We start from the raw sequence: 21,283 nt of genomic DNA, 5'->3' as shown, positions 1-21,283 counted from the left end.
ATAGTGAGGCGAGAGATGGCCAAGGCGTGCAAAACCAAAGAGTTGAACGGCAGGCAGTACCGCTGCTTCTTCGAGTTGACCCTGCAGGTGATGGGCGGCAAGTGGAAGCCCATCATCCTCTACCACCTCTCGGAGGCGCGGGTGCTGCGCTTCAGCGAACTCAGGCGCGGGATGCCCGGCGTGACCGAGCGCATGCTCACGCGCCAGCTGCGCGAGCTGGAGGCGGACGGGCTGGTGCACCGCACGGTGTACCGCGAGGTGCCGCCCAGGGTGGAGTACGGGCTGACGGAGCTGGGCGCGGGGCTGGTGCCCATACTGGACCAGCTGCGCCAATGGGGCGAGCTCTACGAGGATCGCATGGGCGGGGCGAGGCTCTCCGAGGGCGAAGGATACGAACCGCGCAACGGGGAGCGCGAGGCGGCCGTGGGGGAGTAGGCCCCGGGAATGCCCCGGGGGGCCGATGCCCCCGGATCAGGACGCCTTTCGAGGCCTGAGGCCGCCCCGGCCGGGCTGTATCCGCCGTGGAGGAGTCCTTCAGTCTGTTGAAGCCGGGCCGGAATGGCCCTGAAAAGCCGGACCCGGAGCGCGCCTGCATGCGTTCCGGGTCTTTTCCGTGCCCCGAAGCCATGGCGGCCGGGGGGTCAGCTCCGGGGCGCGTCCGGCACTTCGACGGTCACGTTGCCGCGCATGCCCTCCCGGAGTGACTTGTCCGGGTTGGGCAGGGTCAGCTGCACCTCGTAGTGCGAGGGGAACTGCGGGTCCGACTGCGCCGAGGAGATGCCCACCCGGCTCATCACGGCATCGAAGGTCTTGCCGGGCAGCACGTCGAAGCGCACCTTGGCCTTGTCGCCCTCGCGCAGCTTGACCACCAGGGACTCGTGCACCAGGGCCCGGATGATGAGCGGGTCGATGGGCCCGATGCGCATGACGTAGGTGGGCTTGCCGATCTCCATGCCGGGCACGATGGCCGGGTTGACGGCCAGCACCACGCCCGCGTCCGGGGCCTGGATCTTGCCGGTGAAGGTCAGGCGCTTTTGGGTCTGCGGGTTCACCTTGCCGAACTTGGAGGTGAAGATGTCCTCGAAGGCCTGGTGCTGGTCCTTCTCGGCCTTGTAGAGCTGGCGGTACATCTCCAGCTTCATGCGCGACAGCTCGATCTCGCGCCGGGCGTCGGTCATCTCCTGCTCGGACGCCAGGCCCCTCTCGGCGCGCATCCTGATTTCCTTGTAGTCGGCGTTGCGCTTGTCCAGCGAGATCTGCAGACGCTCCACCTGGGTGTCGAGCATCCGCAGATCGTACCTGGAGAGCCTGTGCAGCTCGGACTCAACCACCGAAAGGGGCAGCGAGTACTCGATCAGGGGCTGCTCCGGCACCACCATGTCCCCGATGTTGACCAGGATTTTAAGGATCTTGATCGTGCCGGTGAAGGGGCGGACAAGGGGCTGCTCCTCGTCGTCCTTCTTCTTGGCGCTCTGGGCCTTGGCCTCGGCCTCGAAGGCCGCGATGTCGGCCGGGGAGGCATGGGGGGTGCCCAGGTCGTAGCCGTTGGGGCTGAAGGTCTTCCCCTGGAAGGTTATGGTCTCCGCGGCCGCGGGCGCGGCCAGGAGCAACGCGGCCAGGGCCGCGTAAACGAGCGGACGGATAAGCATCGTGAACCTCCGTGGGGGCCGCCGCGCTTCCGGCGGCGGCCGCCCAGGGGGCTTCTTACAGGACAATGCGGATAAACTGAACCCTCCAGGGAGGGGGGTGCGCGAAGCGGCTACTCGGCGTTGAGGATAACGGAGAATGCCTTGAACAGTGTGCAGATCCCGTCGCCGACCTTGAGCTCCAAGCTCTTCACGGACTCGTCGGTGACCAGGGCGCAGACCTTGGTGCCGTCGGGCAGCTCCACCACCACCTCCGCGGCGATCTGGCCCTCGGTGATCTTCACGATCTTGCCCGCGTACTTGTTGCGGGCGCTGGTCTTGAACTTCATGTCGTCCTTGACCAGGATGACCCACGGAGCCTTGACCGTTGCCGTGACGGGGGAGCCCAGCTCCAGCTTGAGGGTGTCCATGCTGTCGTGGGTGATGGTGGAGACCACCTTGAGGCCGCTGGGGGTGGTCAGCTCCACCTCGTAGAGAATCTCGCCCTTGCGGATGTTGCTGACCTTGCCTGTGAACGCGTTGCGCGCGCTTGTCTTCATCTTTCTTTCCTTGAGGATGTAGTGGTTGACGATGCGGCTGACGTCGTCGTCGGAGAAGGCCACGTACTGCGCTGTGAGCGTGATGCTCTGGTGGCCCAGGATGGCCTGCACCACCTGCAGGGGCAGCCCGCCGCGCAAAAGCTCCACGGCCCGCGAGTGGCGCACCACCCGGGGGTTGATGAAATCCTTGGGGATGCCGCACTCCTGGGCGCGCTCGTAGAACTTGCGGCGCACGAAGCCCTGGTCCAGCCGGAAGACCTCGCCGCGCAGGGAGGCGCACATGGGGTCGTCCAGCAGCCTGGCCAGGGTGTCTGATATCTCGCGGGGCAGCTGCACCTCGCGGTCGCTGTCGCCGCGGATGATCACGCAGGCCCGCTCGAAGTCGAAGTCGGCGCGGTCGTCCACGGCCAGGGCCTCGCCCAGCTTGAGCGCGCCGTAGCGGATGAGCAGGTAGAGCATCCAGATGCGGCCCCGGGCGCGTTTGCGCGCTGGGCTTTTGGCGCCCTCGTACCAAAGCCGGAAGGCTTCGGTGAGTTCGTGCAGGTGGATGAAGTCCAGATGCTTGACCTCGCCGGGCACCTCGAAGGCCATGGCCGGGCACGGGGCTTTGCCGCCCCCCGCCGGAGCCTTGCCGGGCCCGCAGCCGGCCCCCCGGCGTGGCGGCGGCGCTCCCCCGCCCTCTCGGGCGCGGGCCACGCGGTCCAGAATGTCCTTGAGTTCCTGGTCTCCGAGGGACCCCAAAGCGGCTACGAGATCCTGCTGTTTCATTTCGGCACTCCATGTCCAGGAATACCAGTTATGTCAAAATTGTCCAATATGTCACGCGTTCACAGCTTGGAGTGACCTGCCCGCCCGGAGACGCGCGGCAAAGTTCAGGCTTTGGCGGCCGCCCTTCGCTGGTCCAGGTAGTACATCACCGGCACGACCATGCGCGAGAACACCGTGGCCGCGACTTCGCCAGCCATGAGCGAGATGGCGAGCCCCTGGAAGATGGGGTCGAAGAGGATCACGAAAGCCCCGGCCACCACGGCGATGGCCGTGAGCAGCATGGGCCGGAAGCGCACCGCGCCGGCCTCCACCACGGCGTCCTCCAGGCTGACGCCCTCGCGCCTGCGCATCTCGATGAAGTCCACCAGGATGATGGAGTTGCGCACCACGATGCCCGCCCCGGCGATGAAGCCGATCATGGAGGTGGCCGTGAAGAAAGCCCCGGCCAGGGCGTGGGCCGGGATGATGCCGATGAGCGAGAGCGGGATGGGCGACATGATGGCTATGGGCGTGGTGTAGGAGCCGAACCAGCCCACCACCAGGATGTACACCAGGATCATCACCACGCCGAAGGCGATGCCCATGTCCCGGAAGACCTCGTAGGTGATCTGCCACTCGCCGTCCCACTTCATGGAGTACCCGGCCAGGGACTTGGGCTGCGCCGTGTAGAGCACCGGCAGGGGCTCGCGCCCTCCGGCCTGCCAGGCCCCCTGCCCTTCCGCCCCCAGGCGTTCCAACTCCCGGGTGATGCGCCCCATGCCGTATACCGGGCTTTCCTCGCTGCCGGCCATGTCGCCCGTGACGTAGACCACGGGCTGCAAATTCTTGTGATAGATGGCGGAAGGCACCGTGCGCTCCTGGATGGTGGCGATCTGCTCCAGGGAGACCATCTGCCCCTGCGCGCCCCGGATGGGGATGGCAGGGATGTCCGTGGCGTGGGCCCTGTCCCGCAGGGGCAGGCGCACCACCACGGGGGCGTCCTCCTGGGCGGATTCGTCGTGCAGCAGCCCGGCCTGTACGCCGCGCAGGGCCGCCGTGACGGCCTCCAGGGCGCGCCTGGGCTCGATGCCGTTGGCCAGGGCCTTGTCGCGCTCGATGCGGATGACCCGCTCGGGCTGGGGGTCGTCCACGTACCAGTCCACGTCCACCACGTCCGGGGTGCGCGCGAACACCTCCTTGACCTGACGGGCCACCTTGAGCCTGCCCGCCTCGTCCGGGCCGTAGACCTCCGCCACCAGGGTCTGGATCACGGGGGGGCCGGGGGGCACTTCCGCCACCTTGAGCCTGGCCCCGTATTTCTCCGCGATGGGGGCCAGCGCCAGGCGAACCTGCTTGGCGATCTCGTGGCTTTGCAGGCCGCGCTCGCCCTTGGGGGCCAGGTTCACGGCGATGTCCGCCGCGTTCTGGCCCCGCCGCAGGTAATAGTGGCGGATGAGCCCGTTGAAGGAGAACGGGCCGGACGTGCCCGCGTAGATCTGGGCGTCGGCCACGTCCGCCCGTTTGAGGATCTCCGAGGCCAGCTCCCCGGCCACGCGGGTGGTCTGCTCCAGGGGGGTGCCCAGGGGCATGTCCACCACCACCTGGAACTCGCTCTTGTTGTCGAAGGGCAGCATCTTCACCAGCACCAGCTTGAGCGGAAACAGGGCGCAGGCCAGCAGGAGCAGCCCCCCCACCAGCGCCAGGAATCCCCGGCGCTTGCGCGGCTCCCGGATGAGCCCGGTCATGAGCCGCTTGTAGAGCCTGGTGCCCGCGTCGTCCGCGTGGGCGTGGGCCTTGGCGGGCCTGCGCGCGAGCACCCGCTTGGCTGTCCAGGGGGTGATGACGAATGCCACGCCCATGGAGAACAGCATGGCCAGGGAGGCCCCGATGGGCATGGGCCGCATGTACGGCCCCATGAGCCCGCCCACGAAGGCCATGGGCATGATGGCCGCGATGACCGTGAACGTGGCCAGCACCAGGGGGGCCCGCACCTCGTTCACGGCCTCGATGATCACCTGGCTGAAGGGCCGCTTGGAGCTGCCGGGCAGGTCCAGGTGGCGCACGATGTTCTCCACGTCCACGATGGGGTCGTCCACCAGGATGCCGATGCAGAAGATGAGCGCGAAGAGCGTGACGCGGTTGAGCGTGTAGCCCAGCAGCCAGTACACGGCCAGGGTCACGGCCAGGGTCACGGGCACCGCCACCATGACCACCAGGCTGGCCCGCGCGCCCAGGAACAGGGCCACGATCACGCCCACGGAGAGCGCCGCAAGGATCAGGTGCTCCAGGAGCTCGTGCACCTTGGCCCGGGCCGTCCAGCCGTAGTCGCGGGTGGTCTCGGCCTCTACCCCGTTCGGGATTACGAAGCCCTTGAGGGCCTCCACGCGCTCGAACACCGCTTCGGACAGCCGGGTGGCGTTCTCGCCCGCGCGTTTGGCCACGGTGAGGGTCACGGCGGGCTCCATGTCGGGGGTCTGGCCCTTGGCCGCCTTGGAGGCCCGCCCGCGCAGGAAGAACACGTAGTCCCCGGGCTCGTCGAAGCCGTCGGTGATCCTGGCCACGTCGCCAAGGTACACGGGCCTGGAGTCCCGCACGGCCAGCACAGCCCGGGAGAGCTCCTTCCGGGTGCGGAAGAAGTTGTCGAGCCGGATGCTCACGGCCTGGCCGTCCTGCATGGTCTCGCCCACGGTCTCGCCCTGGTTCTGGCCGCGCAGGGCCTCCAGCACGTCCACGGCGTCCAGGCCGTTGGCGCGCAGGCGCTCCTGGTCCAGCTCCACCATCACGGCCCGCTTGCGCCCGCCGATGACCGATGTCTCCGAGACGCCGGGGATGCGCCGGACCTCCTCGTTGACCTGCAGGGCCACCGTGCGCAGCTGGCGCGAATCCAGCCCGCCGCCGTGGAAGGTCACGGCCACCACGGGCACGTCGTCGATGGCGCGGGGCTTGAGGATGGGCTGGGAGCAGCCGGGGGGTATCCAGTCCAGGTGCTGGTAGAGCTTGGCGTAGGTCTTGATCGTGCTCTTCTCGGCGTCCTCGCCCACCTTGAAGCGCACCACGGTCAGCGCCGAACCGTCCTGGGCGGTGGAATAGACGTACTCCACCCCGGGTATCTCCCAGAGCAGCTTCTCCATGGGTGCCACCACGCGGCTCTCTACCTCCCTGGGCCCGGCCCCGGGCATGGAGACGTGGATGTCGATCATGGGCACGACGATCTGGGGCTCCTCCTCGCTGGGGGTGCCGGTCACGGCGAAAACGCCGAGCAGCAGCGCCGCCAGGATGACCAGCGGCACCAGCTTGGAGTCCACGAAATAGGCGGTTATGCGCGAGAGGGCGTCGTGGCCGTGGGGCTTGGGGGGCTCGGGGGCGCTCATTGGCCCGCCTCGGCGATGCGGTCGCCCTGGCGCAGCGTTTCTGTGGCGGAGCAGACCACACGTTCGCCGCCGGAGAGCCCGGAGAGCACCTCCACGTAGCCGGGTGCGCCTGGCGAATCGAAGGCCTCGGAATCCGTGAGGAAAGGCTTGCCATCCAGCAGCACCTTCACGAAATGTCCGCCCGGCTTGATCACCCGGAACTCAGCCGTGCCGGAGGGGCCAACCACGAACACCGCCGGAAGGTCGCCGCGCATGCGCAGGCAATCAAGCGGCAGCAGCAGCTTCTTCGAGGTCCGCACCGGCAGGAACACCCGGCCGTACATGCCCGCCTTGGGTTGGGCCGCGCCGGCCCGGGGAAGCTCCGCCTTGAGCTTGAAGGTGCGGGTGGCCGGGTCCACCCGGCCCACCACGGCGCTCACTTTGGCCGCGAAGGGCTCCGGCCCCAGCGCGGGCAAGGCCCCCACAATCTGCTGGCCCAGCGCGAGCCCGGGCAGCAGGCTTTCGTCCACCTGGGCCACCAGGTCGAACCCGCTGGCCACGTCGTCGATCATGGCCAGGGGCTGCCCCGCGTTCACGAAGGCCCCCAGGTCCACATAGCGCCGGGCCAGCACGCCGTCGAACGGCGCCGTGATGCGCGTGTACGCCCCCAGGGACTTGAGCTCCTCCTTCTGGGCGGCCACGGCCTTCCCGCGTGATGCGATGGCCTCCACCTCGCGGGCCAGGGCCAGGTATTCCGTCCTGGCCTTTTCGAAGTCGTCCTGGCTGATGACCTTCTGGGCCAACAGCTTCGTGAGCCGCTCCAGATTGGCCTTGGCGTGCGCGGCCCGGGCCTCCAGGGCCTCGCGCTCCGAGGAGGCCTGGCCGGCGGAGGCTGCGAGCCCCTGGGCGCGGCTCTGCAGGTCCTTGTCGTCGATGCGCATGACGGGGTCGCCCGCCTTGAGGGCCGCGCCCTCGCGGGCCATGACCTCGACCACCGCGCCGGAGAGCTTGCTGGCCAGGGTGACGCTGTTGCGCGACTCCACCTGGGCCGGGAAGGAGCGGCACTCCACGGCCTCCTCCACGCTGACCACGCCGGTGCGGGCCGTGACTGTCCTGACGGATGGGGGCGGGGCTTCGCGGCCGCAGGCGGCCAGGAGCGAGGCGATCAACAGCAGGGCCAGGCAAGGCCCGGGCGGCGGCGGGAGAAGGCGCATGGGCGGCTCCGTTTCCGGGGTATCCCGGCATTGGATGGATTCTTGCGCGAGCCTACCTCAATATTGCGGCTGCGCCAATCACCAGCGCGGCTCAGCGTTCATTCCTCCCTTCAAAGTATGTCTTGCGCACGACGTGTGTTTTGCCCCGTTATATCCGTGATGAAGCGTCCGTTATGCATCGCTGCGGCCTGGCGCTGCGTCCAGGAAGACGAGGAGTCGAATCCTCCCATTCCGATCCGGTATTGGGTATGGGTTCAGCAGGCCGCGTTCGAACCGAACGCCGGATGCTCCGGCCGTCCGCCCGTTCCGCCGCGCAATAGCCGCTCGACGCCGGGTGTGCTTTATCCTACGAATGGACGCGTTTGCCACCGGTTCAGTTCGCCGTGGCGTCGGCCCCAACACCAACACCAGACGACAAGGCGGAGCATGAACATCCCCGATTCCCGGCCCAGGAAGGGTTCCCACACCCAGGCGCTTCGCGCGCTCACCGTGCTTCTGGCCCTGCTGATGCTGGCGGCGGCCCTGTCGGGCTGCGCCGGGGTCTCGGTCAAGCCCAGCCCCATTTCCCAGCGCTTCGACGCCCTGGACCGCAGCGCCATCAACTCCTCCAGGCCCAGCGAGCTGACCCTGGCCTTCCTCAAGCAGCGCGACCTGGCCGCGCAGTGGGAGAGCGACCCCGAGGGCCTCATCGCCCGCCTGGACGAAAAGTACCACGCCGCCCCGGGCCCGGGCACGCTGTTCGCCCTGGTGGAGCTCTCGCACCTGCAGGCCAAGAGCCTGGCCTCGGAGCCGGACAAAGCCGCCCGCTACGACCTCTCCTGCGCGCTCTACGCCTACCTGTTCCTGTTCGACCCCAGGGTCGCCGCGACAATGGACTACCTGCGCCCCAACACGCGCCTGGCCGCCGAGTTCCACAACCGCTCCCTGTCGCGCTACCTGCTTCGCGCCCGCGCCGCGGGCATCCGCTTCCAGAAGGGGATGAGCCTGCCCCTGGCCGCCGGGTCCCTGCTGCTGGAGGAGCGGCGCAGCGGGCTGCCCTTCGCCCCGGAGGAAATCTCCGACATGCATCTGGCCTTCGAATTCGCCGTCTCCGGGCTGGACGTCACGTACTCGCTGCCCGGGCTCGGCGTGCCGCTCATCCTGGTGCGCGACGGCTCGGCCAGGGACGATCGCCCCGAGGACCGCTTCCTGCCCAAGGTGCGCCAAGTGGTCGCGGCCACCCTCTTCCTGCGCATCGACCCCGAGCCTGGGATGGGGCCCGGGCGGGAGTCCGGCCCGGATTCAGGCGGCGGGGCCGTCTACCGGTGCAGCCTGGAGTTCTACGACCCCATGCGGGCCAGCACCGTGCAGGTGGGGTCGACGAACGTGCCGCTGGAGTCCGACACCACGACCCCCCTGGCCTGGATGGCGGCCCACGCCAAGCCGCAGGGCGGCATCAAGGGCCTCATGGACCCCGAGGCCATGAAGGCGGCCCAGGGCCTGTACATGCTCCAGCCCTACCAGGCGGACAAGATCCCGGTGGTGTTCGTGCACGGGCTCATCAGCTCGCCCATGACCTGGCTGCCCATGATCAACGGCCTCATGGGCGACCCGGAGCTTCGGGAGCGCTACCAGTTCTGGTACTTCTCCTACCCCACGGGCAACCCGGTGTTCTACTCGGCCTCGCTGCTGCGCGACTCCCTGGAGCACGTGCGCCGCACCTACGACCCCGAGGGCAGGAATCCCGCCTTCAACAACATGCTCATCGTGGGCCACAGCATGGGCGGGCTCCTGAGCAAGGCCATGGTGCAGGACAGCGGGGACAGGCTCTGGAACCTGCTCACCAACAAGCAGCCCTCCGAGCTGAATCTGCCGCAGGACGTGCGCGAGCTGCTGAACAAGTCCTTCTTCTTCAAGCCGCTGCCCTTCATCAGCGAGGCGGTGTTCATCAGCACGCCGCACAGGGGCTCGGGCATGGCGCTCGGCACCATCGGCAGCATCGGCAGGGCGCTGGTGACCCTGCCCCTGACCCTGGCCAAGGCCGGGGCCACGCTGCTGCAATCCATCGGGACGCCCAAATCCGGCATCGCCCTGGAGGGCCTGCCCACGGGCATCGACAGCCTCTCCCCCAAGAACCCCATGCTGACGACCACTGCCGCCATGCCGGTGGCCGTGCCCTTTCACTCCATCATCGGCAACGAGGACAAGGCCGGGGTGGCCGGTGGGACGGACGGCGTGGTGCCCTACTGGAGCTCCCACCTGGACGGGGCGCAGACGGAGCTGATCGTGAAGTCGGGCCACGGCGCGCACGAAAACCCGCTGGCCATCCGCGAGGTGAGGCGGATCATGCTGGAGCACATGAGGAAAAACGGCGAAAAGCCTCAATAAGGGTGCGCGCCGGGCCACGCCCGGCGGCCGCCATCGGGCAGGCGCAGCCGATGCGCCCCGGACTCGGCATTGATCGGAAGAGATTGAACGCGGAAACCGCCCGGAGCCGTCCTGCGGTCTGGACACCCTATCCGGAATTCCCCCTACAGACTCGGCCGGCTCCCCATCGTATCATCCCGCTCGCGTTCCGCCGTGGGGCGCACAAACGATCGCAAAGGAGCGTACGCATGGGCAAAGGGATTCTGATCGCCTGCCTGGCCCTGGCGGGCCTGGGCCTGTCGCTGGCCGGCGAATGCCAGGCCAGGGACGTGACCGGGCGCTACGTCTACAACGAGCGCGGCTACAAGGGCACCATGACGATCTCGCGCATGGGGCCGGGTTTCGTCTTCAAGTTCAAGACCACCAGCTTGAGCAACGGCCAGATGTGCGACTTCGAGACCTTCGAGACCCCTATGGACGAAGGCGGGGGCCGCGTGGACGACGACCTCCCGGCCAAGGGCGGCACCAAGGACGACGGCATCAAGTTCACCATCTCCTTCAAGGGGGACACCGCCCTGGTGGACGCCGAGTCCAAGGGCGGCGAATGCGGCATGTCGGGCTATTTCGGCGGCACCTACCGCAAGGCGAAATAAACGGCAGGCCCCCGGTTACGGCCCAACGGCGGGGGCGCGGGGAAGCGGAATGGGTTTGGGCAAAAGAAAAAGCGGCTTACGCTCGTGGCGTAAGCCGCTGATTTTCGTGGCGTCCCCAAGGGGATTTGAACCCCTGTTAACGGCGTGAAAGGCCGTCGTCCTGGACCAGGCTAGACGATGGGGACGCGCTATGTAAGTTGGCTGGGGGACTAGGATTCGAACCTAGGTTGATGGAGTCAGAGTCCATAGTCCTGCCGCTAGACGATCCCCCAGCGCGGCGGAGAAGCGTTCCTATTCCGCTCGCCCCGGAATGTCAACACTCTTGCGCACATTTTTTGTTTCCCCTAGCCTCCGGGCATGTCCACAACGCAAAAATCGCACGATACCCGCGCCCTGCGGCGGCTTCTCCCGCTGGTCACGGGCCTCGCGCTGGCGTTGGCCCTCATCGGCTGCGCCTCACACGCGCCCAAGCCCGCCGGCAAGGGCACCCAGCGGCCCTACACCATCAAGGGGCAGACCTACCGGCCCCTGGCCAGCGCGGAAGGCTACCAGGAGGAGGGCCTAGCCTCCTGGTACGAGCCGGGCTGGTTCTCCGGCAAGACCACGGCCAACGGCGAGCGCCTGCACGCGGGCGACCTGACCTGCGCCCACAAAGTGCTGCCCATCAACACCATGCTGCGCGTGACCAACCTGGAGAACTCCCGCTCGGTGGTGGTGCGGGTCAACGACCGGGGGCCCTTCGTGGCCGGGCGCTGCGTGGACCTGACCCCGGCCGGGGCCAAGGCCCTGGGCTTCCACGGCAGGGGCACCGCCCGCGTGCGGCTGAGCACCGAGGGCGACGTGCCCGGCATGAAGGATGGCCAGCTGCCCGGCCCCTTCACCGTGCAGGTGGGGGCCTTCGCGGTGACAGCCAACGCGGAGCGGCTCAGGGCGCGCATGATCGCGCGCGGCTACCCCGACACGCGCATCCAGCAGGGCGACCAGACCGGTGTGATGCTCTGGCGCGTGCAGGCCGGCTCCTTCCCTACCCTGTCCGAGGCCCAGGCCGCGCAGGAGCGGCTCCTGGCCGATTTCCCCGACTGTTTCGTGCTCGCCAGGGACTGAGCGGCCAGCCGGGGCATAAGGAGCAACGCCGTGAGGCCGAGGGAGCGGAGCGTCCCGGCCCTTGGGACAGGATAAAGCGCATTCTCCCCCGAGGGGACGGCTCCCCTGCCGGGACCGCATCAGACAAGGATTCCTTACGCCCCAAGCATCCCGGAAAGGGATTCCAATGGGCGAAGCCCTTTGGCCGCCGGAGGCTTGTACCCCGGGGCGCATCCGCGTGTTCAAAGAGGGCCTCCGGCGGCCAAAGGAGCTTCGCCCCTCTGGACACCCATATGGATCCGCTCCTGAGGAGCAACTCCTGACATTACGGCAGGTGCTTCGCTAGACGGAAGAACTCCAGCGGCTGGGCAGGGCATGAGGGCGACGCGATAGAGCCCGGATCGGCCATGACGGGCATCACGGCCGCACCGCCAGGGCGCACCTCAAGGGCGCGCACCGGGGCGTGCGTGTATCGGCAACGGGCAAGGGGGCGCGGGCGGCCCCATAGGGGACCGCCTGCATGGAAGGCTTCGCCGGACCGGACTAGAGCTCTTCGTCCGGGTTGAGTTCAGCCCGGAACTTGCGCGAAAGGCGGAAAACCACCACCTTGCGCGGCGGCAGCACGATGGAGTCGCTGGTCTGGGGGTTGCGGCCTTTGCGGGCGCGCTTGTCATAGGCGTCGAACTTGCCGAAGCCGGAGATCAGCAGGGAGTTGTCCCGCTTGATGGCCTGCTTCATGATCTCGAGCAGGTTGTCCACCAGGACTTTCACTTCCGCCCGGTTCTTTTCGGTCTTTTCGTAGATGTAATCCACGATTTCAGCTTTCGTGAGGGTCTTCCCGCTCATGGCGTCCTCCAAGGGCGTCGAGGGGTTATCGGATATAAGACGCTATCTTCCGGGCCAATTCGCTCATCTCGTCGATGCTCGCGTAGCTCTTCTGGGGCCACAGGCTCAGCCCGTCGCCCTCGAAGCGGGGAATCAGGTGCCAGTGGGCGTGAAAAACCATCTGCCCGGCGGAGGCACCGTTGTTCATGCCCAGGTTCATGCCGGTCGCCCCGAGCGCCCCCTTGAACGAAGCGCCCACGGCCTGCACGGCCTCGAGCAGCTGCGCGCCCAGGGCGGGGGGCAGATCGTAGATGTCGGCGTGGTGCGCCTTGGGTATCACCAGCGTGTGGCCCTTGTTCACGGGGGCGATATCCAGGAAGGCGAGAACCGCGTCGTTCTCGTAGACCTTGGCGCAGGGAATTTCCCCGCGTATGATCTTACAAAAGAGGCAATCGGCAGACATGGGCACCTCGAATCGAAGCCGCTGGCGTTCCACCAGCACTATAACCATTTGGTAGCTTGGGAGATTTTTTTTTGCAAGAGGGAAATCAAAACAAGTGCCCTCGTGGGGCCTCCCTGAGGTTCGCCCACCCCGCCCCAAGCAAGGCCAGGCCTCGCATCCTGCCGGTATTCCTGCCTTTGGCTGGTTGTCCGGGGCGTTGCCTTTTCTGCGCGCAGCACGCCCAGACCGGCGTGAAGACGACCTCGCTGGAGCAGTCGCACGACTTCCTGGAGCGCTGCCTGGAAGCGGCCCGGCCGGACGCCCCCCTGGAGGTGGGCTTCTACGGCGGCACCTTCACCGCCCTGCCCCGCGCCTGGAGGGATCGCTTCATGGCCACGGCCAGCCGCCACCGGGAACGCGGCGTGGTCAGCGGCGTGCGCTGCTCCACCCGGCCGGACCGCGCCCAGGCCGGGCTGCTGCGCGAGCTGGCCGCTCAAGGGCTGGACAGGGTGGAACTGGGCGTGCAAACCTTCTGCGAGCGTGTTTTGCGTTTGGCAGAGCGCGGCCACGGGGCGGATGCCTCGCTCGAGGCCTGCTTGGCCGTTCGCGAGGCGGGGCTGGGCCTGAGCCTGCACCTGCTGCCAGGCCTGCCCGGGCACACACCGGAGGATTTCGCACGGGACGTTGAGCAGGCCGCGGCCCTCGCGCCGGAGGCTGTCCGTCTGCACCCCTGCCTGGTGCTGGCAGGCACGGGGCTGGAGCAGCTCTGGCGCTCGGGCGGGTATGAGCCCTGGAGCCTGGAGCGGACCATCAAGGCCCTGGCCCCGGCGGTGCTGCGCCTCTGGCGCGCCGGCGTGGCCGTGACGCGCATCGGCCTGGCCCACGAGCCGGACCTTGAGGCCGCCGTGCTGGCCGGGCCGACGCACCCCGCCTTGGGCATGAGGGTGCGGGCCTTGGCCCTGCACCTATTTGTCGCGGAGCTGCTCGGCGACAGGCGCGCCGCAGGGCTGCGCGCCCCGGCCGCCGTCAGCGGCGGATTCTGGGGCCACGCCCGTGAGCTGGCCGCCCCCTACGCAGCCCTGGGCCTGGAGCGCGACCGCGTGCGCTTCGAGGACAGGGACGATTTCCAACTGGACGTGCGAGATGACTGATACCGACACCTACGTACTGCGCGCCCGGCGCGTGCTGGTCTCACCGGACGCCCCGGCCATCGAGGACGGCGCCATCATCGTTCGCGGCGGCCGCGTGGCCGAGGCAGGACCCTGGCGTTCGATCAAGGCCCAGGCTCCGGCCGCCGTGCGCGACATGGGCGAAGCCACCCTGCTGCCCGCGCCCGTCAACGCCCACTGCCACCTGGAGCTCTCCCACCTGGGCCTGCCTCCCTTCCTCGGGGCGGGTTTCCTGGAGTGGGTGCGCTGGCTCATCGCCCAGCCAGTTGCCGAGTTCTCCCCGGCCGCGGTGCGCGCCGCCGTGGCCCAGATGGAGGCCAGCGGCACGGCCGCCGTGGCGGACATCGCCACGCGCAAGGGCGCCGAGGTGGCTGCCGTGCTGGAAAACGCAACGCTTGATTACGTTATCCAGCACGAAGTGTTCGGCTATACGTACGACGATTCGTCATTCACGCCCGTCCCTGGCGGCAGCCTGGCCGGGCACGCGCTCTACTCCACCGACCCGGAAGCCCTGCGCCGGGCCAAGGCCTGGGACAAGGCCCACGACAAGGCCTTCTCCATGCACCTTGCCGAGCACGCCGGAGAGGTCGAACTGCTGGCGGGGGGGGCGGGCCACTTCGCGGACTTCGTGCGCCAGCGCATCCTGCCCCCGGGCTTCGCCGCGCCCGGGATGAGCCCTGTTGCCTGGGCCGCCGAACTGGGCCTGCTGGACGAGAGTACCCTGGCCGTGCACGCCGTGCACCTCTCCGGGCAGGACATCGCCCTGATGGCCGCCAGCCGGGCCACGGTCTGCCTCTGCCCCCGCTCCAACTCGGTCATCGGGGTGGGCCGCGCTCCGGTTCGCACGCTCCTGGACGCGGGCGTGCCCTGCTGCCTGGGCTCCGACTCCCTGGCTTCCGCCCCTGACCTGGACCTATGGGCGGAACTCGCGGCGCTGCTTGAATTCTGCCCCCTGACCCTGCGGGAGGCCGGGGCCATGCTCTCGGCCAACGCCGCCCGGGTGCTCGGTTTCGCCCGCCTGGGCACGCTCGAGCCCGGCAAAGCCGCGCGCGTCGCCGTTTTGCCCGCGTCGCTGGAAGGAGCACTGCGCGATTGACGCCCGGGCGAATCCTATGGAAAATGGCGGGTGCGAATCTCGGCCACCCCCACCATCCCCAAGGAGCCCTATGACCTGGCCACACAAGGATCTTCTCGACGTCACCCAGCTTTCCAGGGCCGATGCCCTTGAAATCCTGAGGGCGGCCAAGTCCTTCCAGGAGATCAACTCACGGCCCGTGAAGAAGGTGCCCATCCTCAAGGGCAAGTCCGTCATCCTTTTTTTCGCCGAGCCGTCCACACGGACCAAGACCAGCTTCGACGTGGCGGGCAAGCGCCTCTCGGCGGACACCTTCTCCCTGGCCAAGAGCGGCAGCTCGCTGGTCAAGGGCGAGTCCCTCAAGGATACGGTGCTCACCCTGCAGGCCATGAAGCCCGACGGCATCGTCATGCGCCACAACATGAGCGGCGCGGCCCAGTTCATCGCCGAGCGGCTCGACTGCGCGGTGATCAACGCCGGCGACGGCTGGCACGCCCATCCCACCCAGGCCCTGCTGGACGCCTTCACCCTCACGGAGCGCTGGGGCGGGCTGGAGGGCAAGACCGTGCTCATCCTGGGCGACGTGGCCCACAGCCGGGTGGCCCGCTCCAACGTGCACCTGCTGCGGCTGCTGGGCGCGAACGTGCGCCTGTGCGGCCCGCGCACGCTCATGCCACACGCCGTGAAAAGCTGGAACGTGCCCGTTTTCAACGACCTGGACGAAGCCGTGCGCGGCGTGGACGCCGTCATGTGCCTGCGCCTCCAGCTGGAGCGCCAGCAGGCGGGGCTCTTGCCCGACGTGCGTGAATACTCCCGGCGCTACTGCATGAACATGCCGCGCCTGGCCAAGGCGGCCAAGAACTGCGTGGTGCTGCACCCCGGCCCCATCAACCGCGGCTGGGAGATCGCCTCGGACATGGCCGACGCCCCCGAGAGCCTCATCCTGGACCAGGTGTCCTCGGGCGTGGACGTGCGCATGGCGCTGCTCCACCTCTATCTCACCCGCAAGGAACGCAAGGAGTAGCCCGTGTCCCAAGCTGATCTCGTGGTGCGCCGGGCGGCGCTTGCGCAGGCCCCCCAGGACTATGTGGACCTGTTCGTGGCCAAGGGCCGCGTGCTGGGCGTGTTCCCCTCCGGCTCGCAGGCCGCTCCCGAGGGGGCCAAGGTGGTGGAGGCCGAGGGGCTTCTGCTGCTGCCCTCCCTCACCGACGTGCACGTGCACCTGCGCGAACCCGGCCAGGAATGGAAGGAGACCATCGCCACCGGCCTGGCCGCCGCGGCCAAGGGCGGCTTCGGCAGCGTGATGTGCATGGCCAACACCGACCCCGTCAACGACCAGGCTCCCATCACCGAAACCATGCTGGACAAGGCCGCCCGCTCCCACCCGCGCGGGCCGAGGCTCTACCCCGTGGGCGCGCTCACCATGGGCCTTGAGGGCAAGATACTGGCTCCCATGGAGGAGCTGAAAACCGCGGGCTGCAAGGCCTTCTCCAACGACGGCCGCCCCGTGTCCGACTCCGAGCTGTTCCGCCGGGCCCTCGAATATGCCTCCGACCTGGGCGTGCCGGTCATCGACCACTGCGAGGACCCCTGGCTGGCGCCGGCCACCGGAATCAACGAGGGCGTGGTCAGCGCCCGCCTGGGCCTGCGCGGCAACCCCGACATCAGCGAGGCCATCCAGGCCGCGCGCGACTGCCTGCTGGCCGAATACCTGAACGTGCCGGTGCACCTGGCGCACATCAGCTCCAAGCGCAGCGTGGATGTCATCCGCGCGGCCAAGGCCAAGGGTGCGCCCGTGACCGCCGAGACCTGCCCGCACTACCTCATCCTCACCGAGGAGGCCTGCGAGGGGTACAACACCAACGCCAAGGTCAACCCGCCCTTGCGCACCGGGGAGGACAGGCAGGCCCTGCTTGCCGCCCTGGAGGACGGGACCATCGACGCCCTGGCCACGGACCACGCCCCCCACGCCGCCCACGAGAAGGAGACCCCCTTCGACGAGGCGCCCAACGGCATCTCCGGGCTTGAGACGGCCCTCTCCGTCACCTGGGAGCTGGCCGCGCGCGGCGAGCTGTCAGTCGAGGCCCTGATCCGCGCCTGGTGCCAGCGCCCGGCCGAGATCTTCGGCCTGCCGCTGAACCGCTTCCAGCCCGGCGACCCGGCGGACTTCATCCTTTTCGACCCCAACGCCCGCTGGAAGGTCACGCCCCAGGCGCTTCTCTCCAAGGGCAAGAACACCCCGCTCCTGGGGCGCGAGCTGACCGGCGTGGTCAAAGCGCTCTACGTGGCGGGCAAACACGTTTCGTAACATCCGGAGTGTTCATGAGCCAGCCGTTCAAAGACGCCGTCGCTATCTGCAAGGCCATCATCCGTAACGGGTACGACGCCTACGTCATCAACGCCAAGCTCCAGAAGAGCCTGCTGACCGCCGACGCCCAGCCCGAGTTGGACATCTGCACCGACGTGGCCTTCGACGAATTGCAGAAGCTGATCCCCAACGTGGAGCGCGACACAGGCGACAGCTTCGCCCGCGTGGTCGAGGGCGACACGGTCCTGCATTTCTACCAGTCCAACAACGCCGACGCCTCCCACCCCGAGGAGTGCCTGGTCCGCCTGACCCCGCGCCTGGCCAAGACCCTGGCCGAGCGCGAGAACATGCCCGACTACTTCGCCTGCCCCTACATGCCCACCGTGGAAGACCCGCACGACGGCTTCGCGGACTTCTCCGAGGGCATCGTGCGCTTCAAGGGCATCCAGGACCAGACCCTCAAGCAGGACTACCTGCGCGCCGTGCGCGCCATGCGCTTTTCCGCCAACTTCGGGCTGCCCATCGGCCCCAATACCTGGATGGCCATCCTGCGTGGCGGCCAGCGCGTGCTGGACTACGTGCCCGTCTCCGAGATCATGAACGAGTGGCGCAAGGTCGAGGCCGAGAACATGCACGTTTTCGTCCGCCTGCTCTACGAATCCATGATCCTGCACGCCCTGCTGCCCGAGGTGGCCGCCCTGGCGCGCATCAAGCAGAAGAAGAACGAGACCGAGGACGAATCCGTGTTCGACCACACCGTGGAGGTCATGCGCCACTACCCCGAGGAGCTGCCCTACGACTGGTTCGGCACCCTGGCCTGCCTCTTCCACGACGTGGGCAAGCTCTACACCGCCGAAATCGTGGACGGGGCCTGGACCTTCCACCAGCACCACCGCGTGGGCGCCAAGGTTGTGCGCAAGATCCTCTCCCGCCTGTGCATGGCCCCTGACGAGATGGAGCTGATCTGCCACCTGGTGCGCCAGCACATGCGCTTCCACTTCATGCTCACGGACAAGGGCATCCGCCGCTTCAAGAGCCTGGACGAGTACCCGCGCCTGATCGAGCTGGCCCGCGCCGACATCAAGGCCCGCAACGGCAACTACAAGGAATTCAACCACAACCTCAAGATGCTCGACCGCACGGAGGTCCGCGAGGAGGAGCTCGAGCCGCTGCTCAACGGCAACGAGATCATGACCATCCTCTCCATGCCTCCCGGACCCGGCGTGGGCATCATCCGCGACGCGTTGCTCAAGGCCCAGGTCATGGGCGACGTGGCCACCGTGGAGCAGGCCGTGGACTTCGTGAAGAAGTACACCGCCCGGGAGCAGCTCAAAGGATGACCGGAACCCAAGGGAAGCCGAATCTTCTCGATTTGAACTTCCACCAGCTTGAAGACTTCATCGTCGGGCTCGGGGAGAAACCTTTCCGGGCCCGACAAGTCTGGCAGTGGCTCTGGCAGAACGCCGTGGCCTCGCCCCAGGAGATGACCAACATCTCCAAGGATCTGCGCGCCCGCCTGGAGGAGTCCTCCCGCATCGTGCTGCCCAAGGTGGCCAAGCGCCTGCAAAGCTCCGACGGCACGGTGAAGTTCCTGCTGGAGCTGGACGACGGCGAGCAGGTCGAGACTGTGCTCATCCCGGAGAAGACCCACGTCACCCAGTGCCTCTCCAGCCAGGCCGGGTGCGCCATGGGCTGCACCTTCTGCAGCACGGGCACCATGGGGCTCAAGCGCAACCTGACCCACGGGGAGATCCTGGGCCAGATCCTCGTTGCCCGGGCCGACCTGGAGGCCTCGGGCAACGCGCTCAGGCTGCGCAACCTGGTGTTCATGGGCATGGGCGAGCCCCTGCTCAACCTCGAGAACCTGGTCAACTCCCTGGAATCGCTGCGCCACCCGCAGGGGCTGGACATCTCCTCGCGGCGCATCACCGTCTCCACCGTGGGCATCGTGCCGGGCATCCTGGAATTCGGGCGCACGGGCCTGGGGTCGCTTGCCGTGTCGCTGCACGCCCCCACGCAGGAGCTGCGGGCCAGACTCATGCCAAAGGCCGCCCGCCTGCCGCTGGACAAGCTCATGGAGGTGCTGCGGCAGTACCCCCTGGCCCACCGCGAGAAGCTGACCTTCGAATATGTTTTGTTGGGCGGGGTGAATGACAGGCCGGAGCACGCCAGAGAGCTGGTGCGGCTCATGTCCCACGTGAAGGGCAAGGTGAACCTGATCGCCTACAACCCGTCGCCCGGGCTGCCCTACGAGGCCCCGGACCCGGCGGACGTGGAGGCGTTCCAGAAGATTCTGTGGGATAAGTCAGTGACGGTGACCCTGCGCAAGAGCAAGGGGAAGGATATATTCGCCGCTTGCGGGCAGCTGGTGACGGCGAGCGAACGCGGCGACGACTAGGAAAGCTTGAAAGTCGGCAGGAAGGGGGCGCTGCCCCCAGGCCCCCGCCGGGGGGAGTGCCTCCCCCCGGACCCCGGCGAAGGGTTTGCGATCGAGCGACGTCTCTTGGGAGATCGACGCGAAGCGAAAATGGATTCCAAAGGGGGAACCCCTTTGGCGGGAGAGTCCGAGAGGGCAGCGCCCTCTCGATCTGATATTCAGCTCTTCGGCTTCACCGCCGCAAACACCATCCCCATCGTCACCCTGGAGCTCTTGAACCCGCTCTCGCCCAGGCTGACAGCCCCCTCGAACCCGATCTCACCAAGCATGGCCAGGAACTCCGTTCCCGGTATGGCGCCGCCCTGTCACCTGAACCAGGAGAGCGCGGCCTCCTCCTCGTTTGCGGGCGGCGGCCCCACCAGCATCTGGTCGGCCACCTGGAGCCTGCCGCCGGGTTTGAGCACCCGCAACGCCTCCTGGAGCGCCTCGCGCTTGTCCACCACAAGGTTGTAGACCCCGCTGGAGATCACCAAGTCGAAGCTCGCGTCCGCGAAGGGCAGGGCCTCGGCCACGCTGCTCACGAAATGGCCAAGTTCCGGCCCGCAGGCCTCGCGGTTGCGGCAGGCTCGCGTCAGCATGGGGAACGACCGCTCCACCCCGCAGGCCAGGCCCTCAGGGCCGACCATGGCGGCAGCCACCAGCGTGTCCACGCCCGCGCCGCAGCCCACGTCCAGCACGCGCTGGCCCGAAGCGGGCAGACCCGCCTTGAAGGGGTTGCCCACGCCGCAGAAGAAGCGGCGCACCCGCTCCGGGATGTGGGCGTACCAGCCCGGCTCGTAGCCCAGGCCGTCCAGCCCGGATTGGCCGGTGGGGTACTGGAACTGACCCTCCGGGGCCGAGGCCACGGAGCGGTACTTCTCGTCCAGGGTCGCTGCGATGCGCTGGCGCTGCTGGGTGTTCAGCTTCATGGACTCAACCTATACATTGATGCGGCTATCATCAAGATTTTCGATCAAAAAGAACGATTCTTGCCATTTTTGGCAAACAGCTTATTTTACACGGCACAGAAGCAAAGGAGCGTTCCATGAGCATCGAATCCGCCAAGGCATACATGCAGCGCATGCGCGACGACCCGGATTTCCGGCGCCAGGTCAACCAGTGCGAGGACCCCGAGTGCAACTGGGCCTTCATCCGCGAGAGCGGCTACGACTTCGACATAGACGAGTTCAAGCTTGCCCAGAAGGAAGTCTACGAAGTCCACGGCACGGACCAGTTGCCCAAGAAGGACTGATCTTCCGCCCGGGGTCTCCATCGGATCGGGAGCCCCGGGCGCACCCGGAACCGCCCCGCTCCGCCCGCGCCCAGTTGCTGCGCCAAGCCCCGGCAACCCTGCCCGGGCAGGAGGCGCTTACCACGCGCCACCCGCCCCATTCCATCCGGGCCGTCCGCCCGGCAAGGCATCCGGCCCCGAAGCCCCGTCGGCGCGGCGTTTGACCGCACGCGCCTTTT

At 67.8% G+C, this 21,283-nt stretch carries 18 protein-coding genes and 2 tRNA genes; 11 read left to right on the top strand and 9 right to left on the bottom strand.

All coding sequences use genetic code 11. The features are described 5' to 3' along the window. Positions 1 to 15: 15 nt before the first annotated feature. Positions 16 to 435, top strand: a complete 420-nt coding sequence (locus tag MLE18_RS14175; RefSeq protein ID WP_243439454.1) for a winged helix-turn-helix transcriptional regulator — start codon at positions 16 to 18, stop codon at positions 433 to 435. Between the two features lie 206 nt (positions 436 to 641). Here MLE18_RS14175 and MLE18_RS14170 read toward each other — a convergent pair whose 3' ends face one another. From MLE18_RS14170 to MLE18_RS14155, 4 genes are all read right to left on the bottom strand, one after another. Further along, entirely contained in the window at positions 642 to 1,649 is a 1,008-nt protein-coding gene (locus tag MLE18_RS14170; RefSeq protein ID WP_243439453.1) for an efflux RND transporter periplasmic adaptor subunit, read from the bottom strand. A gap of 110 nt (positions 1,650 to 1,759) precedes the next feature. Further along, positions 1,760 to 2,953 carry a TOBE domain-containing protein gene (locus MLE18_RS14165; protein WP_243439452.1) on the bottom strand — a complete coding sequence of 398 codons (1,194 nt, stop codon included), beginning with the start codon at positions 2,951 to 2,953 and terminating at the stop codon, positions 1,760 to 1,762. Between the two features lie 104 nt (positions 2,954 to 3,057). Next, on the bottom strand, positions 3,058 to 6,303 hold the full coding sequence (locus tag MLE18_RS14160) for an efflux RND transporter permease subunit (RefSeq protein WP_243439451.1): 3,246 nt from the start codon (positions 6,301 to 6,303) through the stop codon (positions 3,058 to 3,060). Further along, positions 6,300 to 7,496, bottom strand: coding sequence for an efflux RND transporter periplasmic adaptor subunit (locus MLE18_RS14155; RefSeq protein WP_243439450.1), 1,197 nt, complete (start codon positions 7,494 to 7,496; stop codon positions 6,300 to 6,302). Before MLE18_RS14155 ends, MLE18_RS14160 begins: the two co-directional genes overlap by 4 nt. 426 nt (positions 7,497 to 7,922) lie before the next feature. Here MLE18_RS14155 and MLE18_RS14150 point away from each other — a divergent pair, with 426 nt between their 5' ends. Next, the gene (locus MLE18_RS14150; protein WP_243439449.1) at positions 7,923 to 9,863 is read left to right on the top strand and encodes an esterase/lipase family protein; all 1,941 of its coding nucleotides are present in this window, start codon (positions 7,923 to 7,925) and stop codon (positions 9,861 to 9,863) included. 227 nt (positions 9,864 to 10,090) lie between these two features. Continuing rightward, complete coding sequence (locus tag MLE18_RS14145) at positions 10,091 to 10,495, top strand: hypothetical protein (protein ID WP_243439448.1); 405 nt, start codon at positions 10,091 to 10,093, stop codon at positions 10,493 to 10,495. A 107-nt stretch (positions 10,496 to 10,602) separates the two neighbouring features. Here the strand turns inward: MLE18_RS14145 and MLE18_RS14140 are convergent. Together MLE18_RS14140 and MLE18_RS14135 are read right to left on the bottom strand one after the other, a co-directional pair. Next, positions 10,603 to 10,680: transfer RNA gene (locus MLE18_RS14140), tRNA-Glu, on the bottom strand. A gap of 13 nt (positions 10,681 to 10,693) precedes the next feature. Beyond that, positions 10,694 to 10,767 (bottom strand) — tRNA-Gln (locus MLE18_RS14135). 85 nt (positions 10,768 to 10,852) lie between these two features. On the opposite strand from MLE18_RS14135, the gene MLE18_RS14130 reads away from it, so the two are divergent. Further along, positions 10,853 to 11,599 (top strand): SPOR domain-containing protein, encoded by a 747-nt coding sequence (locus tag MLE18_RS14130; RefSeq protein WP_243439447.1) that lies wholly within the window; start codon positions 10,853 to 10,855, stop codon positions 11,597 to 11,599. A 522-nt stretch (positions 11,600 to 12,121) separates the two neighbouring features. Here MLE18_RS14130 and MLE18_RS14125 read toward each other — a convergent pair. Together MLE18_RS14125 and MLE18_RS14120 are read right to left on the bottom strand one after the other, a co-directional pair. After that, positions 12,122 to 12,424, bottom strand: coding sequence for an integration host factor subunit alpha (locus MLE18_RS14125; protein ID WP_243310849.1), 303 nt, complete (start codon positions 12,422 to 12,424; stop codon positions 12,122 to 12,124). A 25-nt stretch (positions 12,425 to 12,449) separates the two neighbouring features. Further along, entirely contained in the window at positions 12,450 to 12,866 is a 417-nt protein-coding gene (locus MLE18_RS14120; RefSeq protein WP_243439446.1) for an HIT family protein, read from the bottom strand. A gap of 56 nt (positions 12,867 to 12,922) precedes the next feature. Here MLE18_RS14120 and MLE18_RS14115 point away from each other — a divergent pair, with 56 nt between their 5' ends. The 6 genes from MLE18_RS14115 to rlmN all read left to right on the top strand — a co-directional run bounded on the left by MLE18_RS14115 (position 12,923) and on the right by rlmN (position 19,795). Then, positions 12,923 to 13,996 carry an elongator complex protein 3 gene (locus tag MLE18_RS14115; protein ID WP_336605586.1) on the top strand — a complete coding sequence of 358 codons (1,074 nt, stop codon included), beginning with the start codon at positions 12,923 to 12,925 and terminating at the stop codon, positions 13,994 to 13,996. After that, a complete protein-coding gene (locus tag MLE18_RS14110) occupies positions 13,989 to 15,110 on the top strand; it encodes an amidohydrolase family protein (protein ID WP_243439444.1) in 1,122 nt (373 codons plus the stop codon). The genes MLE18_RS14115 and MLE18_RS14110 overlap by 8 nt, the downstream gene beginning before the upstream one ends. A gap of 70 nt (positions 15,111 to 15,180) precedes the next feature. Then, entirely contained in the window at positions 15,181 to 16,113 is a 933-nt protein-coding gene (locus tag MLE18_RS14105; RefSeq protein WP_243439443.1) for an aspartate carbamoyltransferase catalytic subunit, read from the top strand. A gap of 3 nt (positions 16,114 to 16,116) precedes the next feature. Continuing rightward, a complete protein-coding gene (locus tag MLE18_RS14100; RefSeq protein WP_243439442.1) occupies positions 16,117 to 17,397 on the top strand; it encodes a dihydroorotase in 1,281 nt (426 codons plus the stop codon). Between the two features lie 14 nt (positions 17,398 to 17,411). After that, entirely contained in the window at positions 17,412 to 18,737 is a 1,326-nt protein-coding gene (locus MLE18_RS14095; RefSeq protein ID WP_243439441.1) for an HD domain-containing protein, read from the top strand. Further along, complete coding sequence (gene rlmN, locus MLE18_RS14090) at positions 18,734 to 19,795, top strand: dual-specificity RNA methyltransferase RlmN (protein ID WP_243439440.1); 1,062 nt, start codon at positions 18,734 to 18,736, stop codon at positions 19,793 to 19,795. The genes MLE18_RS14095 and rlmN overlap by 4 nt, the downstream gene beginning before the upstream one ends. Positions 19,796 to 19,992: 197 nt before the next feature. On the opposite strand, the gene MLE18_RS14085 is transcribed toward rlmN, so the two are convergent. Continuing rightward, the gene (locus MLE18_RS14085; protein ID WP_272483573.1) at positions 19,993 to 20,742 is read right to left on the bottom strand and encodes a methyltransferase domain-containing protein; all 750 of its coding nucleotides are present in this window, start codon (positions 20,740 to 20,742) and stop codon (positions 19,993 to 19,995) included. A gap of 116 nt (positions 20,743 to 20,858) precedes the next feature. Here MLE18_RS14085 and MLE18_RS14080 point away from each other — a divergent pair, with 116 nt between their 5' ends. After that, positions 20,859 to 21,065 (top strand): Nif11-like leader peptide family natural product precursor, encoded by a 207-nt coding sequence (locus tag MLE18_RS14080; protein WP_243439438.1) that lies wholly within the window; start codon positions 20,859 to 20,861, stop codon positions 21,063 to 21,065. Positions 21,066 to 21,283: the final 218 nt, after the last annotated feature.

The organism is Fundidesulfovibrio soli, from assembly GCF_022808695.1.
GTDB classification, from domain to species: Bacteria; Desulfobacterota; Desulfovibrionia; order Desulfovibrionales; family Desulfovibrionaceae; genus Fundidesulfovibrio; species Fundidesulfovibrio soli.
The sequence above is the reverse complement of the archived record's forward strand: the minus strand, read 5'-3'. Positions and strand labels throughout refer to the sequence as shown.